This window comes from Flavobacterium sp. PLA-DH12, from assembly GCF_059511845.1.
In genome coordinates, this window is record NZ_JCAMPD010000001.1 from 596,093 (window position 1) to 618,992 (window position 22,900).

Consider the following 22,900-nt stretch of genomic DNA (forward strand, 5'->3'; position numbering starts at 1 on the left):
ATTCTGAATAAATTTTCTTCAAACACTCAATAATTTTATTTTATTTAGAATTAATATAAATAAACTTTTATATTTGCCGCTTTCTGAGCAAAATTGAGTTGTTTTTAAAATTTACTTAATATTGCTTTTTTCAAAGTAAATTTCGTTTAATGAATTATAATGCCCGTTTCGAATTAGATCTTTTCCATTCCTTTAAGGAAGGCGACGAAACTGCATTCAAGTTTTTTTACGATAAATACTTTAGAAGAATCCAGTCTTTCAGCGTTCAGTTCATTTATGATCAGGACGAAGCCGAAAATCTTGCTCAAGAAGCCTTACTACACTTATGGCAAAATCGAGAAAATGTGGAATCTGTTAACGGAATTCAGGCTTTCTTATTTACATACGCCAAATCAAAATGTTTGAATCTAATCCGTCATAATAAAGTGAAGGACAAATTCAAAAATGACCTCTTAAACCACAAAGAGCGAGAATTGGATATTGAGGTTTTAAACTCCATTCAGTTCGACACTTTAGAATTAACCGAGTTAGAACGTATTATTCAGGAATCTATTAGCGATCTGCCACCAAAAACGCGAGAAGTTTTTATAAAAAAACGTTTCGAGAATAAAAAAAATGCAGAAATCGCCGAAGAAATGGGAGTTTCTTTAAAAGCTGTCGAAGCCCATATGACAAAGGCTTTGAAGATTTTAAAAACCCGATTATCTGATTATTTGTTCTTGATTTTTATCCTTATTTATAATAATTAAGAATAAAAGGTAGGGTATTTTAATTCTGAGGTGTACTTATAATGGCGAGAAGTTTTAAAACGCAAATATGACATCGGAAATAATACATAAATACCTTTCTAATGAAGCTTCAGAGCAAGAAGTTCAGGCACTTTTTGATTGGATCGAAGCATCAGAAGAAAACAAAAAACAATTTATAAAAGCGAAAAAGATTTGGGCATTGACCACTCTTTCTTCCGATTTATCTATTGAAACGGTTCCGGTAATCCAGATGAAACCAAAAAATAGCATTAGACAGTATTTACAATATGCTGCGGTATTTTTAGTGTTCTTGGGGTTAGGAACTACTTTTTACTTATTTAACAGCAAATCTGAAACTCCAAAAGAAATTGTTCTGGAATTGGGCGACGGCCGTCTGGAATATATATCAGAAAAAAAAGAAACTGCATTGTTGAATGACAAAGGCGATTTGATTGCCAAAAAATTTCCGACTGAAATTATTTATTTTGGCAAAGTTCAGGATCAGAAAGTGATTTACAATACGCTTTCGGTTCCGTACGGAAAACGCTTTAAACTTAAACTTTCAGATGGTACTATTGTGAGTTTAAATGCCGGCAGTTCTTTGCGTTATCCCGAACAATTTGGCTTAAACGGAAACAGAAATGTATACTTGACCGGTGAAGCATTTTTTGAAGTAGCCAAAGATAAAGAGCATGCGTTTGTTGTAAACGCCAATCAGGTTGATATTAAAGTTCTTGGGACAAAGTTTAATGTGAGCGCTTATCCCGAAAATCCAACTGTTAACAGCACTTTAGTAGAAGGAAGCATCCAGATGTCTGAAACTGCAGATCCTTCGAATGTTATTTTGCTTGAGCCCAATCAAATGGCAACTTGGCAAAATAATGCTAAAAAAATTACCCTCAAAAATGTTGATGTTTCCCTTTACTCAGCCTGGACAAAAGGAGAACTGGCATTTAAAGACACCCCATTTTCTACAATCGCTAAAATTATTCAGCGTACCTACGACGTTGAAATTATCAATGAAAATTCTGATTTGGCCAGACAGAATTTTACTGGTACAATAAATATTAGCGAATCTAGTGTCGAGAACATTTTAGATCTCCTAAAACGCGACACGCCTTTTAATTATTCCATTAAACAAAAAACGATTACCATCACCAATCCGCGATAAATAAATAAACATGACATTTACGATACAGCCCGCTTTAAGAAAAATTCTGTTTTTCTTAGCCCTCCTCATATCTGGATTTAAAGGATTTTCTCAGAATAAACTCATAACATTACATGCAAAAAACAAACCTATAAACCTAATTATCAAATCTATTGAAGAGCAAACCGATTTTAGGATCATTTATAATGCTAGAAAAATCGATGCCGATCAGCTTGGTGATTTAGATGTAAATAATGTCAGTTTAGAAACGGCTTTAACGCAGTTATTAAAAGATAAAAACATTTCGTTTTACATTCAGAAAAAACAAGTTCTTTTAACGAGTTCAATTTCTGATAGTCCAAATAATACTGTTCAGGAAACGCAGCGAATGATTAGCGGAACGGTTTACAATGCAAAAGACAGACAACCTCTTCCAGGCGCTTCTATTCGCATAAAAGGAACTGGAATGGGCGCTATAACCGATTTCAACGGAAAGTTTGTTTATCAGCTAAAAGGAAGCAATATCGAAAATCTGGTTCTTGAAGCTGGATTTTTAGGAATGGAAAGTCAGTCGCAAAAAGCAGAAGACAAAAAAACGTTTGTTTTTTATCTTCAGGAAACTACCGATGAGCTGAATCCTGTTGTGATTACTTCTTCTTACGGCACAACGAAATTAAAAGAAGAAATTGTTGGAAGTATTTCGACTTTACAGGCAAAAGATATTGCGGTTGAACAGGCTTCTGAAAGTTTTGATAAAATGATTACGGGGCAGATTGCCGGAGTTATGGTTGAAAATACTTCGGGCGTTGGCGGTCCGGTTAAAATCAATATTCGCGGACAAGGTACTTTGTCTTCTTTAAGTGGCGCCATTACTGGAACTTCGTCTCAACCTCTTATTATTATTGATGGTGTTGTTATGAGCGAAGAATATGCGATTGACAGCGCCAACTTTAATGGAAATGGCGATTATGCCGAAAATCTGGCGAATCCGTTAATGAAAATTGCTCCAGAGAATATTGAAACTATTTCTGTTTTAAAAGATGCTGCAGCTGTTGGTATTTATGGTGCTGACGGAGCGAATGGCGTAATTTTGATTACAACCAAAAAGGGGAAAAAAGGAAAAACACAATTTGGTTTCTCCAATCAGCTTGGAGTTTCTTCTGCCATAAATCAGATTAAATATTTAAACGGAGAACAATATACAGAACTGCGAAATGAGTTCATGAAAAATACTACTCCAGGTTATGTTCCTGTTTCGTATAATGGTATCAATACCGATTGGTTTAATATATTAAATCGTGCAGGAATATACAATAAGTATAATTTTAATGTTTCGGGCTCTACTTCTAAATTTTCGTATAGAACTAATGTAAGTTACACTAAAATCGATGAACCGCAGATTGGCAATGAAACCAAACAGTTAAACGCGGGAATTAATTTAGGTTACAACTCTAGCAAATGGGATATCAATTTGATGCTGAATCCTAGTTATGTGCAAAAAGATGCTCCAAATATCTTTTATAGTTTTGCCTACCTTCCAACGCTTGCCTTGTATAATGCTGATGGTTCTTATACCGATTTAGGCGTAAGCGGCACAACAAGAGGAAATCCTTTGGCGGCAATCGAGCAAAATAAAAACGAAGCGCAGACTTTTGGTCTTTTAGGGAGTTTGAATTTGTCTTATAAACTCAATAAAAATATTAAATTTTCGACTCTTTTTGGTATGGATTATACCGATAAAGAACAGGATCGCTATTTTTCTGCAGCCAATGAAAGCGGACAGTCTAACGGTACTTTTATGTTGGATGGAATTTCGCGTCCAGCTTGGGGTCGTCGTGTTATCAATCAGAGAAATTCTACCAAATGGAACTGGCAAGGACAAGCTTTATTCAATAAACAATGGAACGAAACTCATGAAATTGATGGTGTAGTGGGTTTTGAACTTGCTGAGGATAAAACTGATTTTAATTATAAAGCTGGAATTGGATTTTTAAACCCAGAATACATTCATAAAGTTTCTGAAGCAATACGAGACGACAATCCAGATACGCCAAAAGATGAATCTACAGATGGACAGAGTTATAGAAACGAAATTAGCTATAACTCTAGGGTTTCTTTGTTCTCGCAAGTAAACTACAATTACAAAAAACGCTATTTCTTATTGGCCAATTATCGTCGTGACCAGAGTTCTGTTTTTGGAGATGATACCGATGTGGCTCATAACGGTGGTTTGGGCGCTGGATGGATTATTAGCAATGAAAATTTTCTGAATTCTAATTCTTGGATTGATTTCTTAAAATTAAAAGCCAGTTATGGTACAACAGGAAATTCTAAAATTGGTTCGTACCGATCTAAAGGTTTGTACAATATCAGCCAAAATGGATACAATGGCGATATAGAAGCAACGCCTGGAGCGGCGCCAAACGGCAGATTAAGTTGGGAAAAAAACACAAAATTCAATGCTGGATTTGATTTTAATGTTTTCAAAAGAATCGAATTGACTTTAGAATATTACTATGATAATAAAAGTAATTTAATCACCGCCAGAGACATTCCTACCGAAACGGGTTATAGTTCAATACAATTAAATGCAGCCAGCATGTACAACAAAGGTTTTGAGCTTACTACAAGAATTAAATGGATAAAAAGCAACGCCTTTAAATGGACAACAGCGTTCAATATTTCTACAGTAGACAGCAAAGTAACCGATTTAAAAGGTTTAGGAAGCGACTATTCTGTAGCAAATCTAGCATTGGCACAAAAAATTGGCTACAGCACTACAACATTGTGGGGAGTAAAATGGATTGGCGTAGATCCTGCTACTGGAAGAGATCTCGTTCAGAAAAATGGTCAAGTTTACGATGCTAAAACGTATGGCGAATTATACACAATTGCAGATTGGGAACCTATTGGAGACAAACAAGCAGATGCTTATGGAGGTTTCTATAATAATTTTACGTTTTACAATAATCTTACTTTATCGATTAGAGGCGATTACCAAATTGGCGGAGACTTTTTAGCATCAAGTGTTCTTATTGATCAATATAATGTAACAACAAACAGAAATCTTTCTGTAAATGCTTATGATTATTGGAGAAACCCAGGTGATAATGTTACACAATCTGCCGTGACACTTTCGCCAATTATAACCAACTTAAGTAAATACGTTTACGATGCCACTTACATCAGAATCAGCAATATTAATCTAAGCTATAACGTACCGTTAAAAAATACTTTTCTAGATGCACTTTCTGTTTTTGCCGATGCTACCAATGTGGCATATTGGTACAAAGAAAAAAGTCCAAAAGGAATGAACGGCGTACGTGAATACAGTTACATCTATCCACAGGCAAGAACAATTTCGTTAGGAATTAATGCTAAATTTTAAGAAAATGAAATATTCAAAATACCTATCCATATTCTTTCTACTATTTTCATTGCAAAGCTGCAGTGATTTTTTAGAGCAAGAACCAGGAACGCAAACCTCTATAGACGAACTTTTACAGAATAAAACTGGGGTTCTGCAAGCGCTTAGAGGGCTTTATTCTTCACTAGAAGCCAATGTTCGACCGGAACGCTACGCCGTGTATGCAGATTTACAAGGTGGAAATATAAAATTCGCACCAATTGCAACAGGAAGTCTTAAAGGACAAGTTTCAACGCCATCTAATGTTGAACAGGTTTATTCTTTTGATGATCAGGCACTAACAAGTAATTACAAATCATTTTACGATGATAGCTATGATATTATAAATCAGGCAAATCTAATTTTAGAATATACTCCTTCCCTAACAGATGCTACCGATGCAGAGAAAAATCAGATCAAAGCAGAAGCGTTGGCTATAAGAGCTTATACGCATTTTCTTTTATCGCTGGTTTACAGTCAAGATTATAAATATACTGCAGATGCTTCGCATTTAGGAATCGTTTACAGTACAGCATCTATAAAAGCCGGAATACAATATCCTGCACGTAAAACCGCTGCAGAAACGTATGCTTTACTTATTAATGATCTGCAAACAGCTATTGCTAATTTTTCAGATAACTCATTGCTTTCGGGCGCTGCTTATTCTTTTTTCAATCAAAAAAATACAAAAGCTTTATTAGCGAGAGTTTATCTTCAAAAAGGAGATTGGGCAAATGCTTACGAAACAGCAAATGATGTCATTACAAATTCTGGAACAACTTTAACCAGCAAAGAAAACCTAATTGCAGAATGGGCAAAACCAAACCTTCCTATTTCAGAAATTCTACTTGAATTTGCTATTCCTACAGACAGCGAAAACAATGTTTCAGGATCAATGTCTAAAGTATTTGGCTATAGTACAGATTTGAGTTTTGAAAAATATACCGCTTCAAATGATTTGATTAATTTATATGAAAACAATGATTTAAGAAAGCAGCTTTTCTTAGTAAAACCACTTTTCACGCTAGTTGATGGCGTTCAGACTTACGTAAATTACAGTTTTACCAAAAAGTTTCAAGACAATGCAGGTTATGTTGCTTTCAGACTTAGCGAAATGTACTTGATTCGTGCCGAAGCAGCTTTACAAACCAACAGGGCCGATATTGCAATGGCAGACATTAACACGATTCGCGCCCGCGCCAATGCTTCATTACTGACCAATACAGCAAATCTAAAAGAAGATATCTTTTTAGAAAGAAGAAAAGAATTGTGTTTTGAAGGCTTTTTGTTCTTCGATATTGCCAGAAACCATAAAGATGTTTCTAGAACCGATGGCTGTCTTGCAAATGTGTGCAGTTTGACTTATCCGTCTCTAAAATATGTCCTGCCAATTCCAACATTCAACACTAATCTTAACCCAAACTTGCAGCAAAATGACTCGTATTAAGATATTTAGCCTACTATTTACTGCCCTATTATATATTTCCTGTTCCAAAGACGATTATAAATTAGGTTCTGAAATTGATCCGTATTTACGATTTAACTTCTTGGTAAAAGCAGATAATTCTCCGCTGGAATATCCAGCTATAAACGGAAATTTAGTTCCACAGTCCACTTATGAAAACAAATCTGTAAAAACATTAAAAGTTCCTGTAACTCTTACCACTCGTTCCTTAAAAGAAACCGTTACAGCCAATTTTAGTGCAGAAACATCAGGCGTTGCAAATAGTTTTAGCGTAAATCCGGTAAATCAGCTTTCATTTCAAGGGAACAAACTAACCGATACTATTTATGTTTCTTTTGATAAAAGATGGACTGCAAATCAAAGTATTAATCTAAAGCTTGAAACGGTTTCTGATCCTGATATTCATATCGGGAATTTAAATTCAGCCTATCCAAACAATACTTTCAAAATAGATTTAGGAACGATTGCCACCAATTATACTTTTCCGGTAACGCAATATAATTTGAAAGGCGAAGTAGGCGAAACAATCGATTTTAAAGTAAATTTTCCAAATGGTTTCTTTCCTGAGGAAATTGAAAATGCTAACTTTTTCAAGTTTCAAAATGGTTTTGAATATTCTTTAACGCATGATGATTTTGGCGATAACAGAAGTTCTGTAACGTACCATTTAACTCTTTTAGAAGATCTGCAAAATGATGATGCCCGTTACGAATCGAAGATTACTTTAATAAATATTCCTAATTACACTGCTACAGGAAATACCAATCTAACCATTGTAAAACCAATAAAATCTCCGAGAGATATCCAGGCCAATCCAGCATCTAAATTTACAGATCCAACAAATGCCTTTTATCTGACTTATGGCGAACATTGGTTTAATAATAATGGAAACTGTACATGGCAGACTTTTAATGCTTTAACTTATCCAGTTGTCGTTACCAAAGACGATCCAAACGCCATTTTATATAGCGATAAAGGCACCACAAACCCTAACGATGACATTTACCACGATGCCTTCAAAATCGGATTTAACGTTTCTAGCGGGACAAATACAGTCAATTCTTTTGGTTTAAAAAGATGGTTTTCTAACGAAAGTAACTCTGCCGCAATTTCGCCTGGATTTAATATCACTTCGGCTTTGGAGTTTTTCCCAGCAAATGGAAACAGCAAAACGGAAGGAACCGTTCTCGTGATTCCGCAAGATATTACGATCGGATCAAGCGCTACAAATACGCATGTTATTGCCATTTCTGGAGAAGGAACCTATAAAGAAATCAGCGCAGGTTTATATGAAATTTCATTTGAATTAAAACTGACCAACGATAAACTGTTTGGAGGAACGGTTTCGACACAATACAGAATGTACAATAACAAAACGTATCCAAAACCAACAGCATTGAGTATTTCATGTCCTAAAGAAGTTTCTCTTTAATATGAAAATGGTTTCAGGTTTCAAGTTTCACGTTGCAACAGAACGTGAAACTTGAAACCTGAAACAAAAAAGAACAAAAAACAAAAACAAAAAGAATTGAAAAAACTAATCTTCCCTCTCCTATTCTTACTTGGATTGTCGGCTTACAAAACAGCCGAAGGCCCAGATTATACCGATATTCAGGAATTACGAAAAATTTACTCCAGCGGAGATTCATCAAAATGGCCTGCTGCAGAATTACACGAAAATGTCGATAAAGCCAAATTTCAGGATATTGGCGTTTTGCCTGCGGTTCCGTATCCGGATTATAATCCGTATTCTAAAGAAAAGGAAAGTTTAGGGAAAATATTGTTTTTTGATCCGAGGTTGTCTAAAAGCGGACAAATTGCGTGTGCTTCCTGCCATAATCCTGAATTGGGTTGGACGGATAATTTAACGCGTTCTTTTGGTCATGATCGCCAAACTGGAAAACGCAATTCGATGACGATTTTAAACGCAGCTTATGCCACTTCTTTGTTTTGGGACGGACGTGCGTCAAGTCTCGAAGATCAAGCACAATTTCCTGTTCAGGATCCTTTAGAAATGAATGAAAAACTGACTATTGCTGTAGATAAAATTGCAAAGATAAAAGGCTATAATTCTTTATTTACTGCCGCTTTTGGAGATAAAAAAGTGACTTTAGAACGAATTCAGTATGCCATTGCCACTTTCGAAAGATCGATAAACAGTCCGAAAAGTAAATTTGATCAGTTTGTAAGCGGAAAATCAGACGCATTTACCGATCAGCAAGTAAAAGGAATGCATTTGTTTAGAACCAAAGCACAATGCATCAATTGCCATAATACGCCTTACTTCAGCGACAATCAGTTTCATAATGACGGACAAACTTTATTCGGAACAAAAAATGAAGATTTCGGACGCTATAATGTGACGAAAGAGGTAAAAGATATTGGCAAATTTAGAACGCCAACGCTCCGTGAAGTCGCAAATACAAAGCCGTGGATGCATCACGGACATTTTCCAACTTTATTGGATGTTGTCGAATTATACAATTTAGGAAATCCGTCTCCTGTTCAAAAGAAATACTTAGGAACTGCAAGAGATTCACTTATTCCAAAAGCAGATCCAATGCTTAGAAAACTAGATTTGAGCAAAGAAGAAATCAGCGATTTACTCGCATTTATAGAAACTCTAAGCACTCCAACAAGACGAACTATAATTCCAGAAATGCCAAAATAAGTTAGTTGATGGATTTGCATTTGCCCCAAAATTTGCAAATTTTCTAAGCCCATTTCTTTACGAAATGGGCTTTTTTATTTTAGAAATATTTATTCTAAAAACTAAATAAATATTATCCATTTCAGCTATTAAATCTTGAGTACTTTTCTTCTTTCTCAACTTTTCTTAAATCGTGAAATATAATCGAGTAATAAAATTGAATTCATATGTAAAACCCCAGCGGGGTGAAATATTTATAGAATTACAATAAGACGAATAAAAAAAGCTCCGGAGGTGCGACATATTTTTTTTGCAACCTAAATATATGTCGCACCTCCGGAGCTTTATATTGTAAACGTTTATTCTTTGCTATAAATATTTCGCTTCTCCGAAGCTTACAAAAATAGAGCTATGCTTTTGAAAAAGCGATTTTTTTAAACTTAACGATTACAAATTCAAAAATTTTAAAATGAAAGTTTTTTAGATAATCTTGCAACAATGACTGTTTGTGTTTTTTGTAACTTTATTAAAACATTTAAAAAGATGCAATTTAACTTCAGCCAATACTTATTTACTATCCTTTCATTGACGTATAAAATAGCGTCGCATCCTTGATATCATAGGCATTTTCTAAATTTGTTTATCACTCAAAAGAAACTTTTTTCTTTTATAAAAAATTATTGTCATGAGAATAGATCAGATACAAATTAAAACAAACGATATTCAAAAAACGAAAGCATTTTATCAGAACATTTTTGGGCTTTTCATTCTGGAAAATGACCAAAAATCGATAACATTTCAAGCAGGAACTTCTATTTTAAAATTTGTCGAAGACAAAGAGTTTAATTCCATATATCATTTTGCTTTCAATATTCCCGAAAATCAGCTTGAAGAAGCCATTCAATGGTGCAAAAACAAAGTTGATTTAATTGTTCTTGAAGATAAAAGTGTAGTTACAAATTTTGAAAATTGGAATGCACATTCTATTTATTTCTTTGATCACAACGGAAATTTACTTGAATTCATTGCGCGACATGATCTTAACAACGAACAAATTGGGGAATTTAACGCTGCTTCTATTTTAAACATTAGCGAAATCGGAATTGTTACGGAAAGTCCATTACAATTAGGAAATCAATTAATTGAAGAACACGGATTGCATTTCTTTTCTCAAAATACTAATACCGATAAATTTGCTGCAATTGGCGATCATGAAGGTTTATTAATTTTGGTACAGCCTACTAGAAATTGGTATCCAACTCAAATTCCTTCTGAAAGTAATCCGTTGAAAATTACTTTGGAGAATAATGAAAATATAATTGAATTGGATTTTTAAAACGTTTTGTTTCAAATACATAAAAATATAATTTGTATTTTCATCTTACAAAAGGTGAAAAAATGAGTTTAAAATATCTGAAACAATTTGGATTTGTCTTATTGCTATTTAGTTTTTATACTTCTAAAGCGCAAAACAATATCGAATACGAAGCTTTAATTGCAGAAGCTTCGTTACTACATCTTCAAAAAGATTATAAAAACGCTATTCCAAAACTAGAAAAGGCATTTTCAATTGAAAAACCCGATGCTTTAAGTGCCTACAAAGCGGCTGGAATGTATTCGCTTGACGAAAATAATACAAAAGCATTTCAGTATTTAAATTTTTCACTGGATAAAGGTTGGACCGAAGCAGACCAATTATTGATCGATCCATATTTTGATTTCATTCGAAATAATTATCCTGAAGAATGGAAAGCCATAACGCAAAAAGCGCATTTAAAAGAAAAAGAATATGAAAAAACGCTGAAGCTGCCAGAACTTCGAACTCAAATTATTGCAATGGGAATTGAAGATCAGAAAATACGATATTCTAAAATTCAAACTTCTGACCCTGCGCAATTGAATGAATTACAGCAGAAGATTAACGAGTTAGATTTTAAAAATCTTTCGACCGCAAAAGAGATTTTGAAAAATCACGGCTGGCTCAAAATATCTCAAATTGGCAAAGACGGCGCTCATAATTTCTGGCTGATTGTACAACATTCAGATCAAGATATTCTATTTCAAAAAGCGGCTTTACATGAAATGGAAAAATTAAAAGAAACCAAAGAACTCGACATGGAAAATTATGCCTTTTTATATGATAGAGTTCAATGTAATCTCAATTACAAGCAACTTTACGGAACGCAAGTAAATTGGACCCAAAACGGTGAAGCATCAGGTTTTAGAGGAATTTTAAAAGAAAATGAAACCGATAAAAGACGAACCGCTTTAGGTCTGCTTCCTTTAAAGATTTACGCGCTAAATTATGGTTTTAATTATACGCTCCCGACAGCTTCTGATGCTTCAGAAAAGGATAAAAAAGATATAGAAGACACTTTAAGTCTTATCAACTTGGCTAAAAAATATTACGCCACAAAAGAATTTCAGAAAGTATATGAAAACTACAATAACGCCTCAATGATTCTGGGCGGAATGACAAGCAACCAAAACTTTGAAGCTGCGGAACTTTTCGGTAAAATTTACAATCAGACCAATGAAGAGCAATATCGAAGTATTGCTTTAGATTTTTTAAGTTTAAATCACCTTAGAGGCGATTTAAACTTAAAATCATTATTATCTAATGCCGCATTTCAAAAATTCTATTCTGAAAATCGATGGAAGGATATAATCAATAAATAATTTGATTTTTGTACTTTTATTGTTGATTTAAAAACTGAATAAAATGCCATTTGTTAGAATCAGTCTTCCCAAAAAGCTTTCGCTTGAAACAAAAAATACTATTTCTGAAGCTGTTCATCAATCTTTAGTCGAAGAATTTAATATTCCTGTCGATGATTATTTTCATGTGATTGAAGAACTAGAACCGCATCAATTAAAATATCCTAAAAGTTATTTAGGAATTTCGCATTCTGACGAAATTATTTTTGTGCAAATAACTGCAGGACAAGGAAGAACTTTAGAACAAAAGAAAAAGCTATATCATCAAATTGCTTCAAAAATTTCGGCTTCAACTGAAATCTTGATCAACAACATAATTATTGTTTTACTGGAAAATAATGGTCATGAAAACTGGTCTTTTGGCAATGGAGAAATTCAAGAACAAAAACATTTAAAGAAATAAGCAAAAAGCCCAATTCATACGAATCGGGCTTTTTTTTTTATCTTAAAATTTCATTCTCTGAATTCGAACCGCATTTAATATCGCTAACAGTGCTACACCAACATCGGCAAAAACGGCTTCCCACATTGTGGCAAGTCCGCCCGCGCCTAGAATTAGTACAAAAGCCTTTACTACAAAAGCGAGTGTAATATTCTGCCAGACAATCTTTTTGGTCTGTTTCCCAATATTGACTGCCATTGCAATTTTACTAGGTTTATCGTCCTGAATAACAATATCTGCTGTTTCGATCGCAGCATCGCTACCTAAACCTCCCATTGCAATTCCGACTGTGCTCAAAGCAATTACCGGCGCATCGTTTACACCATCGCCAACAAAGGCCACGGTTTCGTTTTTAGCTTTAATTTCGTTGACTTTATTGACTTTATCTTCTGGAAGCAAATCACCAAAAGCACTTTTAATTCCGATTTTATCTGCAACAAACTGAACGACGTTCGCTTTGTCTCCACTCAGCATAGTAAGTTTAACTCCTAATGCTTTTAGTTTTGAAACCGTTTCTTGCGCATCTTCTTTAATTTCATCGGCAATTGTAAGATGGCCTGCAAATTGACCTCCGTAAGCAATTGCAATTGTCGTGTAAACAATTGAAGATGGATCAATATCGTACGAAATCACATATTTATCCAAAAGTTTAAAATTCCCTACCAGCAATTCTTTTTCGTTATAAGAAGCTTTCAATCCATGGCCTGAAATTTCTTCAATATCTTTCAGTTCAACAGAAGGATCAATTGGTCCAACATGATTATGAATGGCCGTTGCGACAGGATGCGTGCTTCTACTTTCTAAAGCATTGACCAGTTTTAAGATTTCTGCCTGATCAAATTCGGGTTTTATAATGACTTCCTGAACTTTAAAAACACCTTCGGTCATAGTTCCCGTTTTGTCTACCACCACATTCTGAATCGTCGAAATGCTATCAAGGAAATTACTGCCTTTAAACAGAATTCCGTTTTTACTTGCAGCACCGATTCCGCCAAAATAACCCAACGGAATACTGATAACCAAAGCGCACGGACAAGAAATAACCAAGAAAACCAAAGCTCTGTAAAGCCAATCGCTAAAAACATAATTGTCTACAAAAAGCATTGGAAGCAAACAAATTGCAATTGCCAGATAGACTACAATTGGGGTATAAATTTTCGCAAACTTTCTGATGAATAATTCCGCTGGCGCTTTTTTTGTTGTTGCATTTTGGACTAATTCCAAGATTTTAGACAATTTACTGTCGTTGTAAGCAGTTGTTACTTTTACTTCTGCAATGGTATTTCCGTTTAACATTCCGGCCAAAACGGTGTCGCCTTTCTTTTTAGTATCTGGCTTGCTTTCTCCTGTCAATGCTGCTGTATTAAACGAAGCTGAATCTGATAGCAAAACACCATCTAATCCTAGTTTTTCTCCTGCTTTAAGCTGAATAACCGCTCCAATTTGAACGTCTTTGGCTTTTACTTTTACTGCAACATTATTTTCTAAAACATTAACCTCATCGGGACGCTGGTCTAAAAGACTTTTAATGCTCGATTTAGCTCTGTTAACCGCCATTCCCTGAAAGGTTTCTCCGATGGTATAAAACAGCATAACAGCAACGCCTTCTGGATATTCGCCAATGGCAAACGCACCAATTGTCGCAATACACATTAAAAAGAACTCAGAGAAAACATCACCTTTCATAATGCTTTCGTAAGCCTCTCTTAAAACCGGAAGTCCAACCGGAAGATAGGCAATTGCATACCAAACGATTCTAACATAATCTTTAAACCAATCTTGCGGAAAATAGTTGTCTAAACCGATTCCGATAATCAATAAAACAAAAGATATTATCGATGGCAGGAACAATTGAAAAAGACTGCCGTTTGCGCTATGTTCATGATCATGCCCTTCGTGATTGTGCCCGTCATTATCTGAATGTACAGGTTCGTCATGAGAACAGCAACAGGAAGGTTTGACCTTATTTTTTATCGTTTTTACTTCTTTATCTTGATGTATCATGGATAACTTTTTTAACTTTTAAAGTTTCATGTTTCAGGTTAGCAAAACTTTGTTTAAATAATGCCCTAAATTTAAGCATTTTGTGGTAAAGTTTATTGCCACGAAGGCACTAAGTCTCTAAGTTTTTTTTAGTATGCTGGAGTTAATCTCGCAAAGACCCAAAGTCGCAAAGTTTTTTTTGCCACAGATTAAAAGGATTGAAAGAATTAAAAAAAACTATTAATCCGTATAAAATAAAAATCATTTTAATCTGTGGCAAAATTTCAATTGCCTCCAGCTTTAGCTGGAGGTTGAATCAATTCTAATCTCTAGGCTTTAGCCAAACTTGCGCATTTTGGCTAAAGCCTTTTCTTATTGTCTCTTTTTACCTCCAGCTAAAGCTGGAGGCAACTAAAATCAATCTCTTAAATCTGCTTTAAAAAAACTTTGCGGCTTTGCGAGCAAATTCCGCTCCAGCAAAAAAAACTTAGTCCCTTAGTTTCTTCGCAACTTAGCATCTTTAAAAAAAACTTTGTGCCTTGGCGCCTTCGTGGCAAAATCCACTAGTGCGAATGCTCCCCGCCTCCTTTCATTGCAGAAAGCAGATAAAAAGCGCCTTTTGTAACAATCTTTACTTGAGGATCAATCTTATCAACGAATTTAACTTCTGTAAAACCCAAATCGGTTGTGCCTGGAATTACTTCTACAGCTTTAAAATGAACTTCTTCCTCGTGTGCTTCCTCTTTTTCGCCTGCTGCGTGTTCCTGCTTTTCTTCTGCATGACCTTCTTCTTGAACAAAAACAAAATATTTATCTGCATTACGAACCACAGCATCTTTTGGAAGTGCTGGAACAGTTGCATTGGTAATATTAATATTTGCCGAAACGTACATTCCTGGAATCAATCCTTTCGCGTCGGCGGGATCAATTTTGGCGTGTACTGCAACTGTTTTACTTTCGTTTGAAAAAGACTTATTGATTCCGAAAATCTTTCCTTTAATCGATTTATTCGACTGGTTTGTTAAGACAAAATCAATCACCTGACCAATAGAAATCGAACCTAAATCTTTTTCGTACACGTTCAAATCCAAATGCATCTGGCTGTTGTCGACCACTTCAAAAAGCGAGACTCCTGTATTGGCAAAAGCACCTTTGGCAATATTGATTTTTCCAACAAAACCATTTATTGGCGAAACAATTGGCACGACAGATGTTGTTCCTTTTGTATTAACATGCAAAGCATCTAACTTGTTTTTTGCTGCTTGCGCTCTGGCTCTTTCGGCTGCTAATTTGGCTTTTACTTCCTGAAAAGTCTTTCTCGGATTCACATTTTCGTCACTCAAAGTCTTCTGACGATTATATTCTAACTGCAAGTACTCTACATTTGCCACCGCCGACTGATAATCTTCCTGCATTCCTATAACTTCCAGATTCTGAATCGTTGCCAATACTTTTCCTTTGTTTACATAAGTTCCTTCCAAAACAAAAATATCCTTTACCGTTCCGCCAATTAAAGTCGAAACCTCAGCAGAATTTTGCGGAGGAACAGTTGTATAGCCATTCGCTTTGATTACTTTATTCAAATTTCGGTCTTCTACAATACCGGTTTCTATTCCAACCGTTTTGTATTGAGAAGCGCTTAACGCCACTTCTGTAGTAGATTTTTCTTCTTCCTGAGTTTCTTCTGCTTTCTTTTGGTTACAGCTTATTAAGGTAACCGCAAAGAGCGCAAAGGTTCCGCAAAGCACGCCAAGTTTAATTTCCTTGCGAGCTGTGCGATTTTTCTTTGCGAACTTTGCGGTTAAATCTGCAGTTAAGTTTCTAAGTATATTTTTCATTTTTAATTGTTTTTGATAGTTGGAAATTGAAGTTCGATAGCGCTTTGATTATAGCTATGTGTCGCTTCTGCAAATTGCTTTTTTATATCGATAGCCTGATTTAAAAAGCTGATATAAGACCAGTAACTCATATCGCCATTGGCATAACTTTTCTGAGCCGTTTCAATAATCTGATCGGCATAATGCAAGCCTTCATTTTGGAAATACGCCATGTTTTTCTGCTGCTTTTTGAAATTGTTCTGCAATTCTTCTTTCTGCAGATTCAGCATCATTTTATTTCGATCTAAAGCCAATTGTGACTGTGATATACTGATTTCGGCCGCTTTAGCCTTTGTAGTATTCACACCGCCAAATAACGGAATCTGCAATCCTGCTGTAAATCCTTGAAACAAAGATTCGGTATTGATAGTTTGAGCAAAATATCCTAATCCTACTTTGGGCGTACGCAAAGCTTTAAAGGTTCCTGCTTCTTTTTGATAAACCGAAATCTGCTGCTGATAAAAATCGGTCATTAGCGTTTCTGCTTTCGAGTTTTCCTGATTTTCTGCAAAGTTGTATTGCAAAGCAGTATTAGAATCTGGAATGACATTTTCATCTGTTTGGATAAAAAACTGCAATTGCTTCTGATAAATTGCCAAGTCATATTCTAACTGTGCTTTCTGTGTCTCAATTTCTTTTACTTTCGCTTTAGCGCTAATTACTTCAATATTCCCGCTTTCTCCTGTTTTAAAACGAAGTTCAGCGTTCTTCAAGAACTTCGTATAAATATCATTCAATTCTGAGTTGAGTTTCTGGATTGAAACACCATACAAATATTGATAATAGGCCAATGTCACCGCTTTTTCGATTTCATACGAAGACAAAGCTTTTCTTTTCTCTGCCAGTTTTGCCAGCTCTTCCTGCAATTGTCGGTTTGCTTTAGTAATATTTCCTAACGGAAAAAACTGCTGTACCGAAACATTATGATCGTAATCGGCGCTATTAAATTGCCCGCCTTGATACTGCACCTGAAATGGATCGGGCTGAAATGCAGCTTTTTTGAGAACGGTTTGTTTTTCGATTTCTTTATCGGCAATTTTTAAGTCGACATTGTTTGATTTCGCTAATTCTATTGCTTTTTCTAGGCTTATGGATTGCTGTGCTTGTGAAGGTAGGGCAACCAATAGAAACGCAATTAACCGCAATACCGATAACCATCGGGAACAAAGCTTTTTTGATTGATTTTTATATATTGTATTTTTCATTTTTATCATTTTTGTTTCACGCTCCCGATAGCTATCGGGATTAAAAGATTTAAGCAGATAAGCGCAGATTATTATTTAAATATTCCAAAATTAATCTGCTAAAATCTGCAGGATCTGCGTGAAGAATCTTTTTTTTTGTCTCTCGCAGATTCCGCAGATCTGGCAGATTTTTTTCTTTTAAAATTAATCTGCCAGATCTGCGGAATCTGCGAGAGAAATTATTTTCTACACGCAGTAATAAATTATCTAATTATCAAATTTTCTCATTTACTAATTATCTTTCCGTTTAAACTTCTCCAACAATAAATACAAAATCGGTAAAACGATTAAGGTTAATAAAGTTGCTGAGATTAGCCCACCGATTACTACGGTTGCCAAAGGTTTCTGCACTTCTGCCCCGCCACTTGTAGATAAAGCCATTGGTAAAAATCCTAATGAAGCTACTGCTGCAGTCATTAAAACAGGACGCAAACGTGTTTTGGTTCCGATAAGGATTCTCTGAAACGGATCTAAAATTCCTTCTGTCTTTAATTGATTGAAATACGAAATCAATACAATTCCGTTTAAAACGGCTATTCCGAACAAGGCGATAAACCCAATTCCGGCAGAAATACTAAACGGCATTCCTCTCAGCGAAAGCGCAAAAACACCTCCGATGGCCGATAACGGAATCGCACTAAAAATCAACAATGCTTGTTTGGCACTTTTGAAAGTAAAATACAGTAAAACCAAAATTAGTCCCAAAGCAATTGGCAAGGCTACAGAAAGTCTTTTTGAAGCTTCGATCAGATTTTCAAACTGTCCGCCATATGTTACATAATAACCTGCTGGAAGTTTAAAACTTTTATCCAATTTCGCCTGAATTTCTTCCACTACACTTTTAATGTCTCTTCCGCGAACATTCAATCCAACCGTAATTCTTCTTTTTCCGTCTTCGCGGATAACCTGTACAGGGCCTTGTTCGTAATCAACAGAAGCAACCTGAGAAAGCGGCACTTGCTGTCCACTTGGAAGCGGAATAAAAAGATTGCTGACATCGGTAATATCAGCACGATTATTTTCGTCCATTCTCACCACTACATCAAACCTTTTGCTTTCGTCATAAATCTTTCCGGCCACTTCTCCAGCAAAAGACGAACGAATAATTTGGTTGATATCTGAAATATTCAGTCCGTACAACGCGATTTTATCATAATCGTACTTGATGGTAATTTGAGGTAATCCTGTTACTTTATCAGCTTTTAAATCACCTATTCCGTCAATTCCTTTTATTTTCGAAATTAACTCAGTCGCTTTAGCATCTAAGATTTCCAAATCGTCGCCAAAAATCTTGATGGCAATATCAGAACGGCTTCCTGTCATTAGCTCATTAAAACGCATCTGAATAGGCTGAGAAATCTCAATATTTGCTCCAGGAATAATCTCCATTTCCTCTTTCATGGCATTGGCCAAATCTTCCCAATTATGATATTTTCTTTTCCATTCCTTTTTGTCTTTTAAAACAATGATTAAATCCCCGCTTTCTATTGGCATCGGATCGGTCGGAATTTCACCGCTTCCGATTTTGGTGACAATCGTTTTAATTTCTGGGAATTTAGCTTTCAGAATCTGTTCGTATTTGGTTGTAGTTTCTACCATCTGTGTAAGCGAACTTCCCGTCATAATCGTAGCATTGATTGCCAAATCGCCTTCTTCGATTGTCGGAATAAATTCGCCTCCCATATTTTGGAAAACAATAAAAGCAAAAGCAAATAACCCAATCGCAACAGAAAGCACTACTTTTTTAAACTCTAAAGCTTTTTTCAACAAAGGCGTATAACGGCTTTCCAACCAAGCAATCATGCGGTCGCTGAAATTTTCTTTGTGTTCTGTTTTTTTAGAAAGAAACAAGGCGCTCATCATCGGAATATAAGTCAGAGAAAGAATAAATGCTCCAATAATGGCAAAACCAACCGTCATTGCCATTGGTTTAAACATTTTTCCTTCGGTTCCAATCAAAGCTAGAATTGGCAGATACACAATCAATATAATTATCTCACCAAAAGCGGCGCTGTTCCTGATTTTTGAAGCCGAATTGTAAACTTCATCATCCATTTCTTCCTGCGTTAATTCTTTTTTGTTTTTGAATTGCTGCAGATGATGCATCGTGGCTTCCACAATAATTACGGCTCCGTCGACTATGATTCCGAAATCTATGGCTCCAAGACTCATCAGGTTTCCACTTACTCCAAAGGCATTCATTAAAATAACAGCAAAAAGCATTGCCAGCGGAATTACAGAAGCAACAATCAATCCTGCACGAAGATTTCCTAAGAATAAAATCAGAACAAAAATCACGATTAACGCTCCTTCTAATAAATTCTTCGCAACGGTTCTAATAGAATTATCTACCAATTTCCCTCTGTCTATAAAGGCCTCGGCAACAACACCTTCTGGAAGGCTTTTGTTAATCTGAGCCATTTTTTCGTGAACACGGTTTACAACAGCGCTAGAATTCTCTCCTTTGAGCATTAAAACCATTCCAGAAACAATTTCTCCTTTTCCGTCTTTGGTTGAAGCGCCATAACGCAAAGCTACTCCTTCGCGTACTTGTGCCACATTGCGCACCAAAACAGGCGATCCGTTTCGGTTTTTAACTACAACATTTTCAAGGTCTTTTATGCCTTTTGCCATTCCGACGCCTCGAATAAAATAAGTGTACTGATCTTTTTCGATGTATGCACCACCTGTATTTTGATTGTTTTTTTCTAAAGCATCAAAAATTTCGGTAATCGTTACACCCAAACTATTCAGCATATTCGGATTTACGGCAATTTCGAATTGTTTCAATTTTCCACCCCAAGTACTTACATCAGCAACACCGCGGATTCCCTGCAATTGCGGAATAATAATCCAATCCTGAATTGTTCTTAGCTCAACAGCACTATACTTGTTTTCATACCCTTTTTTGGCATAAACATCATATTGGTAAATTTCTCCCAATCCTGTTGAAATTGGCGCTAATTCGGGAGAATTTACATAATCTGGAATGTTTTCTTCGGCTTGTTTTAAACGCTGAAATATTTGTTCGCGAGCCCAATAAATATCTACATCGTCTTCAAAAACAACGGTTACAACCGATAGTCCAAAACGCGAAATACTGCGGAGTTCTATGATATCTGGAACGGTCTTTACAGCTCTTTCTAAAGGATACGTAATTAATTGCTCTACTTCTTGACTTGCCAATGTTGGTGCCGTTGTAATAATCTGAACCTGATTGTTGGTTACATCCGGCAGGGCATCGAGTGGTAAATTTTTAAGCGAATAGCTTCCCCAAGCAATGAGTGCAAGGGTAAATAATAGTATTACGAATTTGTTTCGTATACTAAATTGAATGATTTTATCTAACATTTTAATATATAATGACGTGAGAAATTAGACAAATGAATTGTCTGTAAATGTGTGGAAAGTCCACAACTCTCTCGCCCGTTTTCGATTCCGATAACTATCGGAACTGAACAGGCATAATCATTATGCTATTTGAGGGGGCTGCCAAATACTTCCGAAGAAATTGGAAATAAAAACAGAACTATAACTTGGTAAGACAATTGAAATTTGATTGTAAGTTTTAGGAAATTCAAAACTTACAGCAGAATGGTAACTTAGAACTTGTGCTCCACAGCAGTTGCAGACACAAAAAGGAGAACATAAATCATTGTTTTTGTCGTGCGAATGATTGTCTTCTGAAGCAAACTGAGCGGTTTTATGCATAGCGCTGTTTACTTCCATATCCGCACATGGCATATTAGATAATGCCAACAGGTAAATTGATAATATGATTGTTATCCATTTCACAGCTGTAAAAATACAATTATTTTTTAAACTGGTAATTGATAGCGATAATTAGTAAAAGAAAAATACTTAAAAATATCTTAAAATTATTTTTAAATCTTTTATCATTTTCTCATTTAATTTTTGTCGGAGGTAAGAAAATTTCGTTAACTTTAACACTAATTAACACATTCTTAAGCCTTAATCTTTAATTATAATACAAACCTATATCGCATACCAATAAAAAGATTCCCATAATAGCATTAGTACATATTTATTTTTCGCAGTTTAATTAATTAACATTAAAACACTCTAATCAATGAAATGTAATACACTAATATCAGCCTTTTTATTATTATTCAGCATGCAAATTTTTGCGCAGGTTTATACCGATAAAATTGTAGGTAAAAAAAATGAAGATTTAAAAGATAGTCTTAAAGTCGAAAGATACCCTTACGCACTACCAATCTGGGGAGAAAAAGTAGCACAGAAAGGCTATAAACTTCCTTATTCTGCAGGAGTTTCTGTTAATTATTTTTGGCAGGAATCTGAAATTGTTATTAATGATTTGAATATTGGCTTTAATCATGGCCCACAATATAACTTAGATGAAATTGTACGATTTAATAAATCAACGGTTGAAGCTGGTGCGCTTACGATTAGACCTGATGTGTGGTTGCTTCCCTTTTTAAATATTTACGGAATTTTCGGAAAGGCCAAAACGGCAACAAAAATTAATGCTGGTATTTGGGTGCCAGACGCAGATAACAATTGGTCTGAAATTGCAAGTTTCAGTACTAAAGCCAATTTTGATGCTACTACTTTTGGTATCGGTATGACCCCAACAATTGGTATTGGCGGTGGTTGGTTTGCACTAGATATGAACATGGCTTGGACAGATATTAGTTCTCTTGACAAACCTGCATTCTCTTATATTTTTGGTCCTAGATTAGGAAAAACATTTAAATTTAATAAACCAGACACTAACATAGCAATTTGGGTTGGAGCTTTTAGAGTTCATATTTCTGGAGATACCAATGGAGATTTGCCTTTATCTGATTTTATTGATCTAAGCAGTGCCCAAGCTAAAGTAGACACTGGACTTCAAAAAGTCTCTGAGAATCAAACAAAAGTAGATAACTGGTGGGATGGTTTGACTCCAGCTGAACAAAAAAATCCGGTTAATATTGCTAAACATAACACTGCCGATAGAGCTTTAGATAGAGCAGGTACATTCTTAGCAACTCTAGACGGAGCATTGAGTACAGCTTCAGATTCATCTGTTCAATATTCACTTCAAAAAAGACCAAAAGATATGTGGAACTTTATTATAGGATCTCAATATCAATTCAGCCGACACGTTATGTTTCGCGCAGAAGCCGGTTTCTTAGGTTCACGTACACAAGTATTGGGCAGTCTTCAGTATCGTTTTGGACTTTAATTCA

15 protein-coding genes are annotated in these 22,900 nt (G+C 35.4%); 10 read left to right on the forward strand and 5 right to left on the reverse strand.

All coding sequences use genetic code 11. The features are described 5' to 3' along the window. The first annotated feature begins 149 nt into the window (after positions 1-149). The 9 genes from AC5ZCW_RS02515 to AC5ZCW_RS02555 all read left to right on the forward strand — a co-directional run bounded on the left by AC5ZCW_RS02515 (position 150) and on the right by AC5ZCW_RS02555 (position 12,541). On the forward strand, positions 150-749 hold the full coding sequence (locus AC5ZCW_RS02515; protein WP_496117720.1) for an RNA polymerase sigma-70 factor: 600 nt from the start codon (positions 150-152) through the stop codon (positions 747-749). A gap of 67 nt (positions 750-816) precedes the next feature. Further along, the gene (locus tag AC5ZCW_RS02520; protein ID WP_496117721.1) at positions 817-1,920 is read left to right on the forward strand and encodes a FecR family protein; all 1,104 of its coding nucleotides are present in this window, start codon (positions 817-819) and stop codon (positions 1,918-1,920) included. A 10-nt stretch (positions 1,921-1,930) separates the two neighbouring features. Next, positions 1,931-5,287 carry a SusC/RagA family TonB-linked outer membrane protein gene (locus AC5ZCW_RS02525; RefSeq protein ID WP_496117722.1) on the forward strand — a complete coding sequence of 1,119 codons (3,357 nt, stop codon included), beginning with the start codon at positions 1,931-1,933 and terminating at the stop codon, positions 5,285-5,287. A 4-nt stretch (positions 5,288-5,291) separates the two neighbouring features. Next, a complete protein-coding gene (locus AC5ZCW_RS02530; protein WP_496117723.1) occupies positions 5,292-6,752 on the forward strand; it encodes a RagB/SusD family nutrient uptake outer membrane protein in 1,461 nt (486 codons plus the stop codon). Beyond that, positions 6,739-8,202: a hypothetical protein gene (locus tag AC5ZCW_RS02535; protein ID WP_496117724.1), complete on the forward strand. Its 1,464-nt coding sequence runs from the start codon at positions 6,739-6,741 to the stop codon at positions 8,200-8,202. The genes AC5ZCW_RS02530 and AC5ZCW_RS02535 overlap by 14 nt, the downstream gene beginning before the upstream one ends. A gap of 96 nt (positions 8,203-8,298) precedes the next feature. Next, positions 8,299-9,441, forward strand: a complete 1,143-nt coding sequence (locus tag AC5ZCW_RS02540) for a cytochrome-c peroxidase (protein WP_496117725.1) — start codon at positions 8,299-8,301, stop codon at positions 9,439-9,441. Between the two features lie 664 nt (positions 9,442-10,105). Beyond that, positions 10,106-10,756 (forward strand): VOC family protein, encoded by a 651-nt coding sequence (locus tag AC5ZCW_RS02545; protein WP_496117726.1) that lies wholly within the window; start codon positions 10,106-10,108, stop codon positions 10,754-10,756. 62 nt (positions 10,757-10,818) lie between these two features. After that, positions 10,819-12,099 carry a DUF6624 domain-containing protein gene (locus AC5ZCW_RS02550; RefSeq protein ID WP_496117727.1) on the forward strand — a complete coding sequence of 427 codons (1,281 nt, stop codon included), beginning with the start codon at positions 10,819-10,821 and terminating at the stop codon, positions 12,097-12,099. 43 nt (positions 12,100-12,142) lie between these two features. After that, positions 12,143-12,541 (forward strand): tautomerase family protein, encoded by a 399-nt coding sequence (locus AC5ZCW_RS02555; protein ID WP_496117728.1) that lies wholly within the window; start codon positions 12,143-12,145, stop codon positions 12,539-12,541. A gap of 42 nt (positions 12,542-12,583) precedes the next feature. Here the strand turns inward: AC5ZCW_RS02555 and AC5ZCW_RS02560 are convergent, their stop codons facing one another. From AC5ZCW_RS02560 to AC5ZCW_RS02580, 5 genes are all read right to left on the reverse strand, one after another. After that, entirely contained in the window at positions 12,584-14,584 is a 2,001-nt protein-coding gene (locus AC5ZCW_RS02560) for a heavy metal translocating P-type ATPase (RefSeq protein WP_496117729.1), read from the reverse strand. Positions 14,585-15,126: 542 nt separating this feature from the next. Beyond that, positions 15,127-16,401 (reverse strand): efflux RND transporter periplasmic adaptor subunit, encoded by a 1,275-nt coding sequence (locus tag AC5ZCW_RS02565; protein ID WP_496117730.1) that lies wholly within the window; start codon positions 16,399-16,401, stop codon positions 15,127-15,129. Between the two features lie 2 nt (positions 16,402-16,403). After that, a complete protein-coding gene (locus AC5ZCW_RS02570; RefSeq protein ID WP_496117731.1) occupies positions 16,404-17,645 on the reverse strand; it encodes a TolC family protein in 1,242 nt (413 codons plus the stop codon). Between the two features lie 270 nt (positions 17,646-17,915). Beyond that, positions 17,916-21,035 carry an efflux RND transporter permease subunit gene (locus AC5ZCW_RS02575; protein ID WP_496117732.1) on the reverse strand — a complete coding sequence of 1,040 codons (3,120 nt, stop codon included), beginning with the start codon at positions 21,033-21,035 and terminating at the stop codon, positions 17,916-17,918. A 120-nt stretch (positions 21,036-21,155) separates the two neighbouring features. Beyond that, positions 21,156-21,479 (reverse strand): DUF6660 family protein, encoded by a 324-nt coding sequence (locus AC5ZCW_RS02580; RefSeq protein WP_343543233.1) that lies wholly within the window; start codon positions 21,477-21,479, stop codon positions 21,156-21,158. A gap of 295 nt (positions 21,480-21,774) precedes the next feature. Here AC5ZCW_RS02580 and AC5ZCW_RS02585 point away from each other — a divergent pair, with 295 nt between their 5' ends. Further along, entirely contained in the window at positions 21,775-22,896 is a 1,122-nt protein-coding gene (locus tag AC5ZCW_RS02585; RefSeq protein ID WP_496117733.1) for a hypothetical protein, read from the forward strand. Positions 22,897-22,900 lie beyond the last annotated feature (4 nt).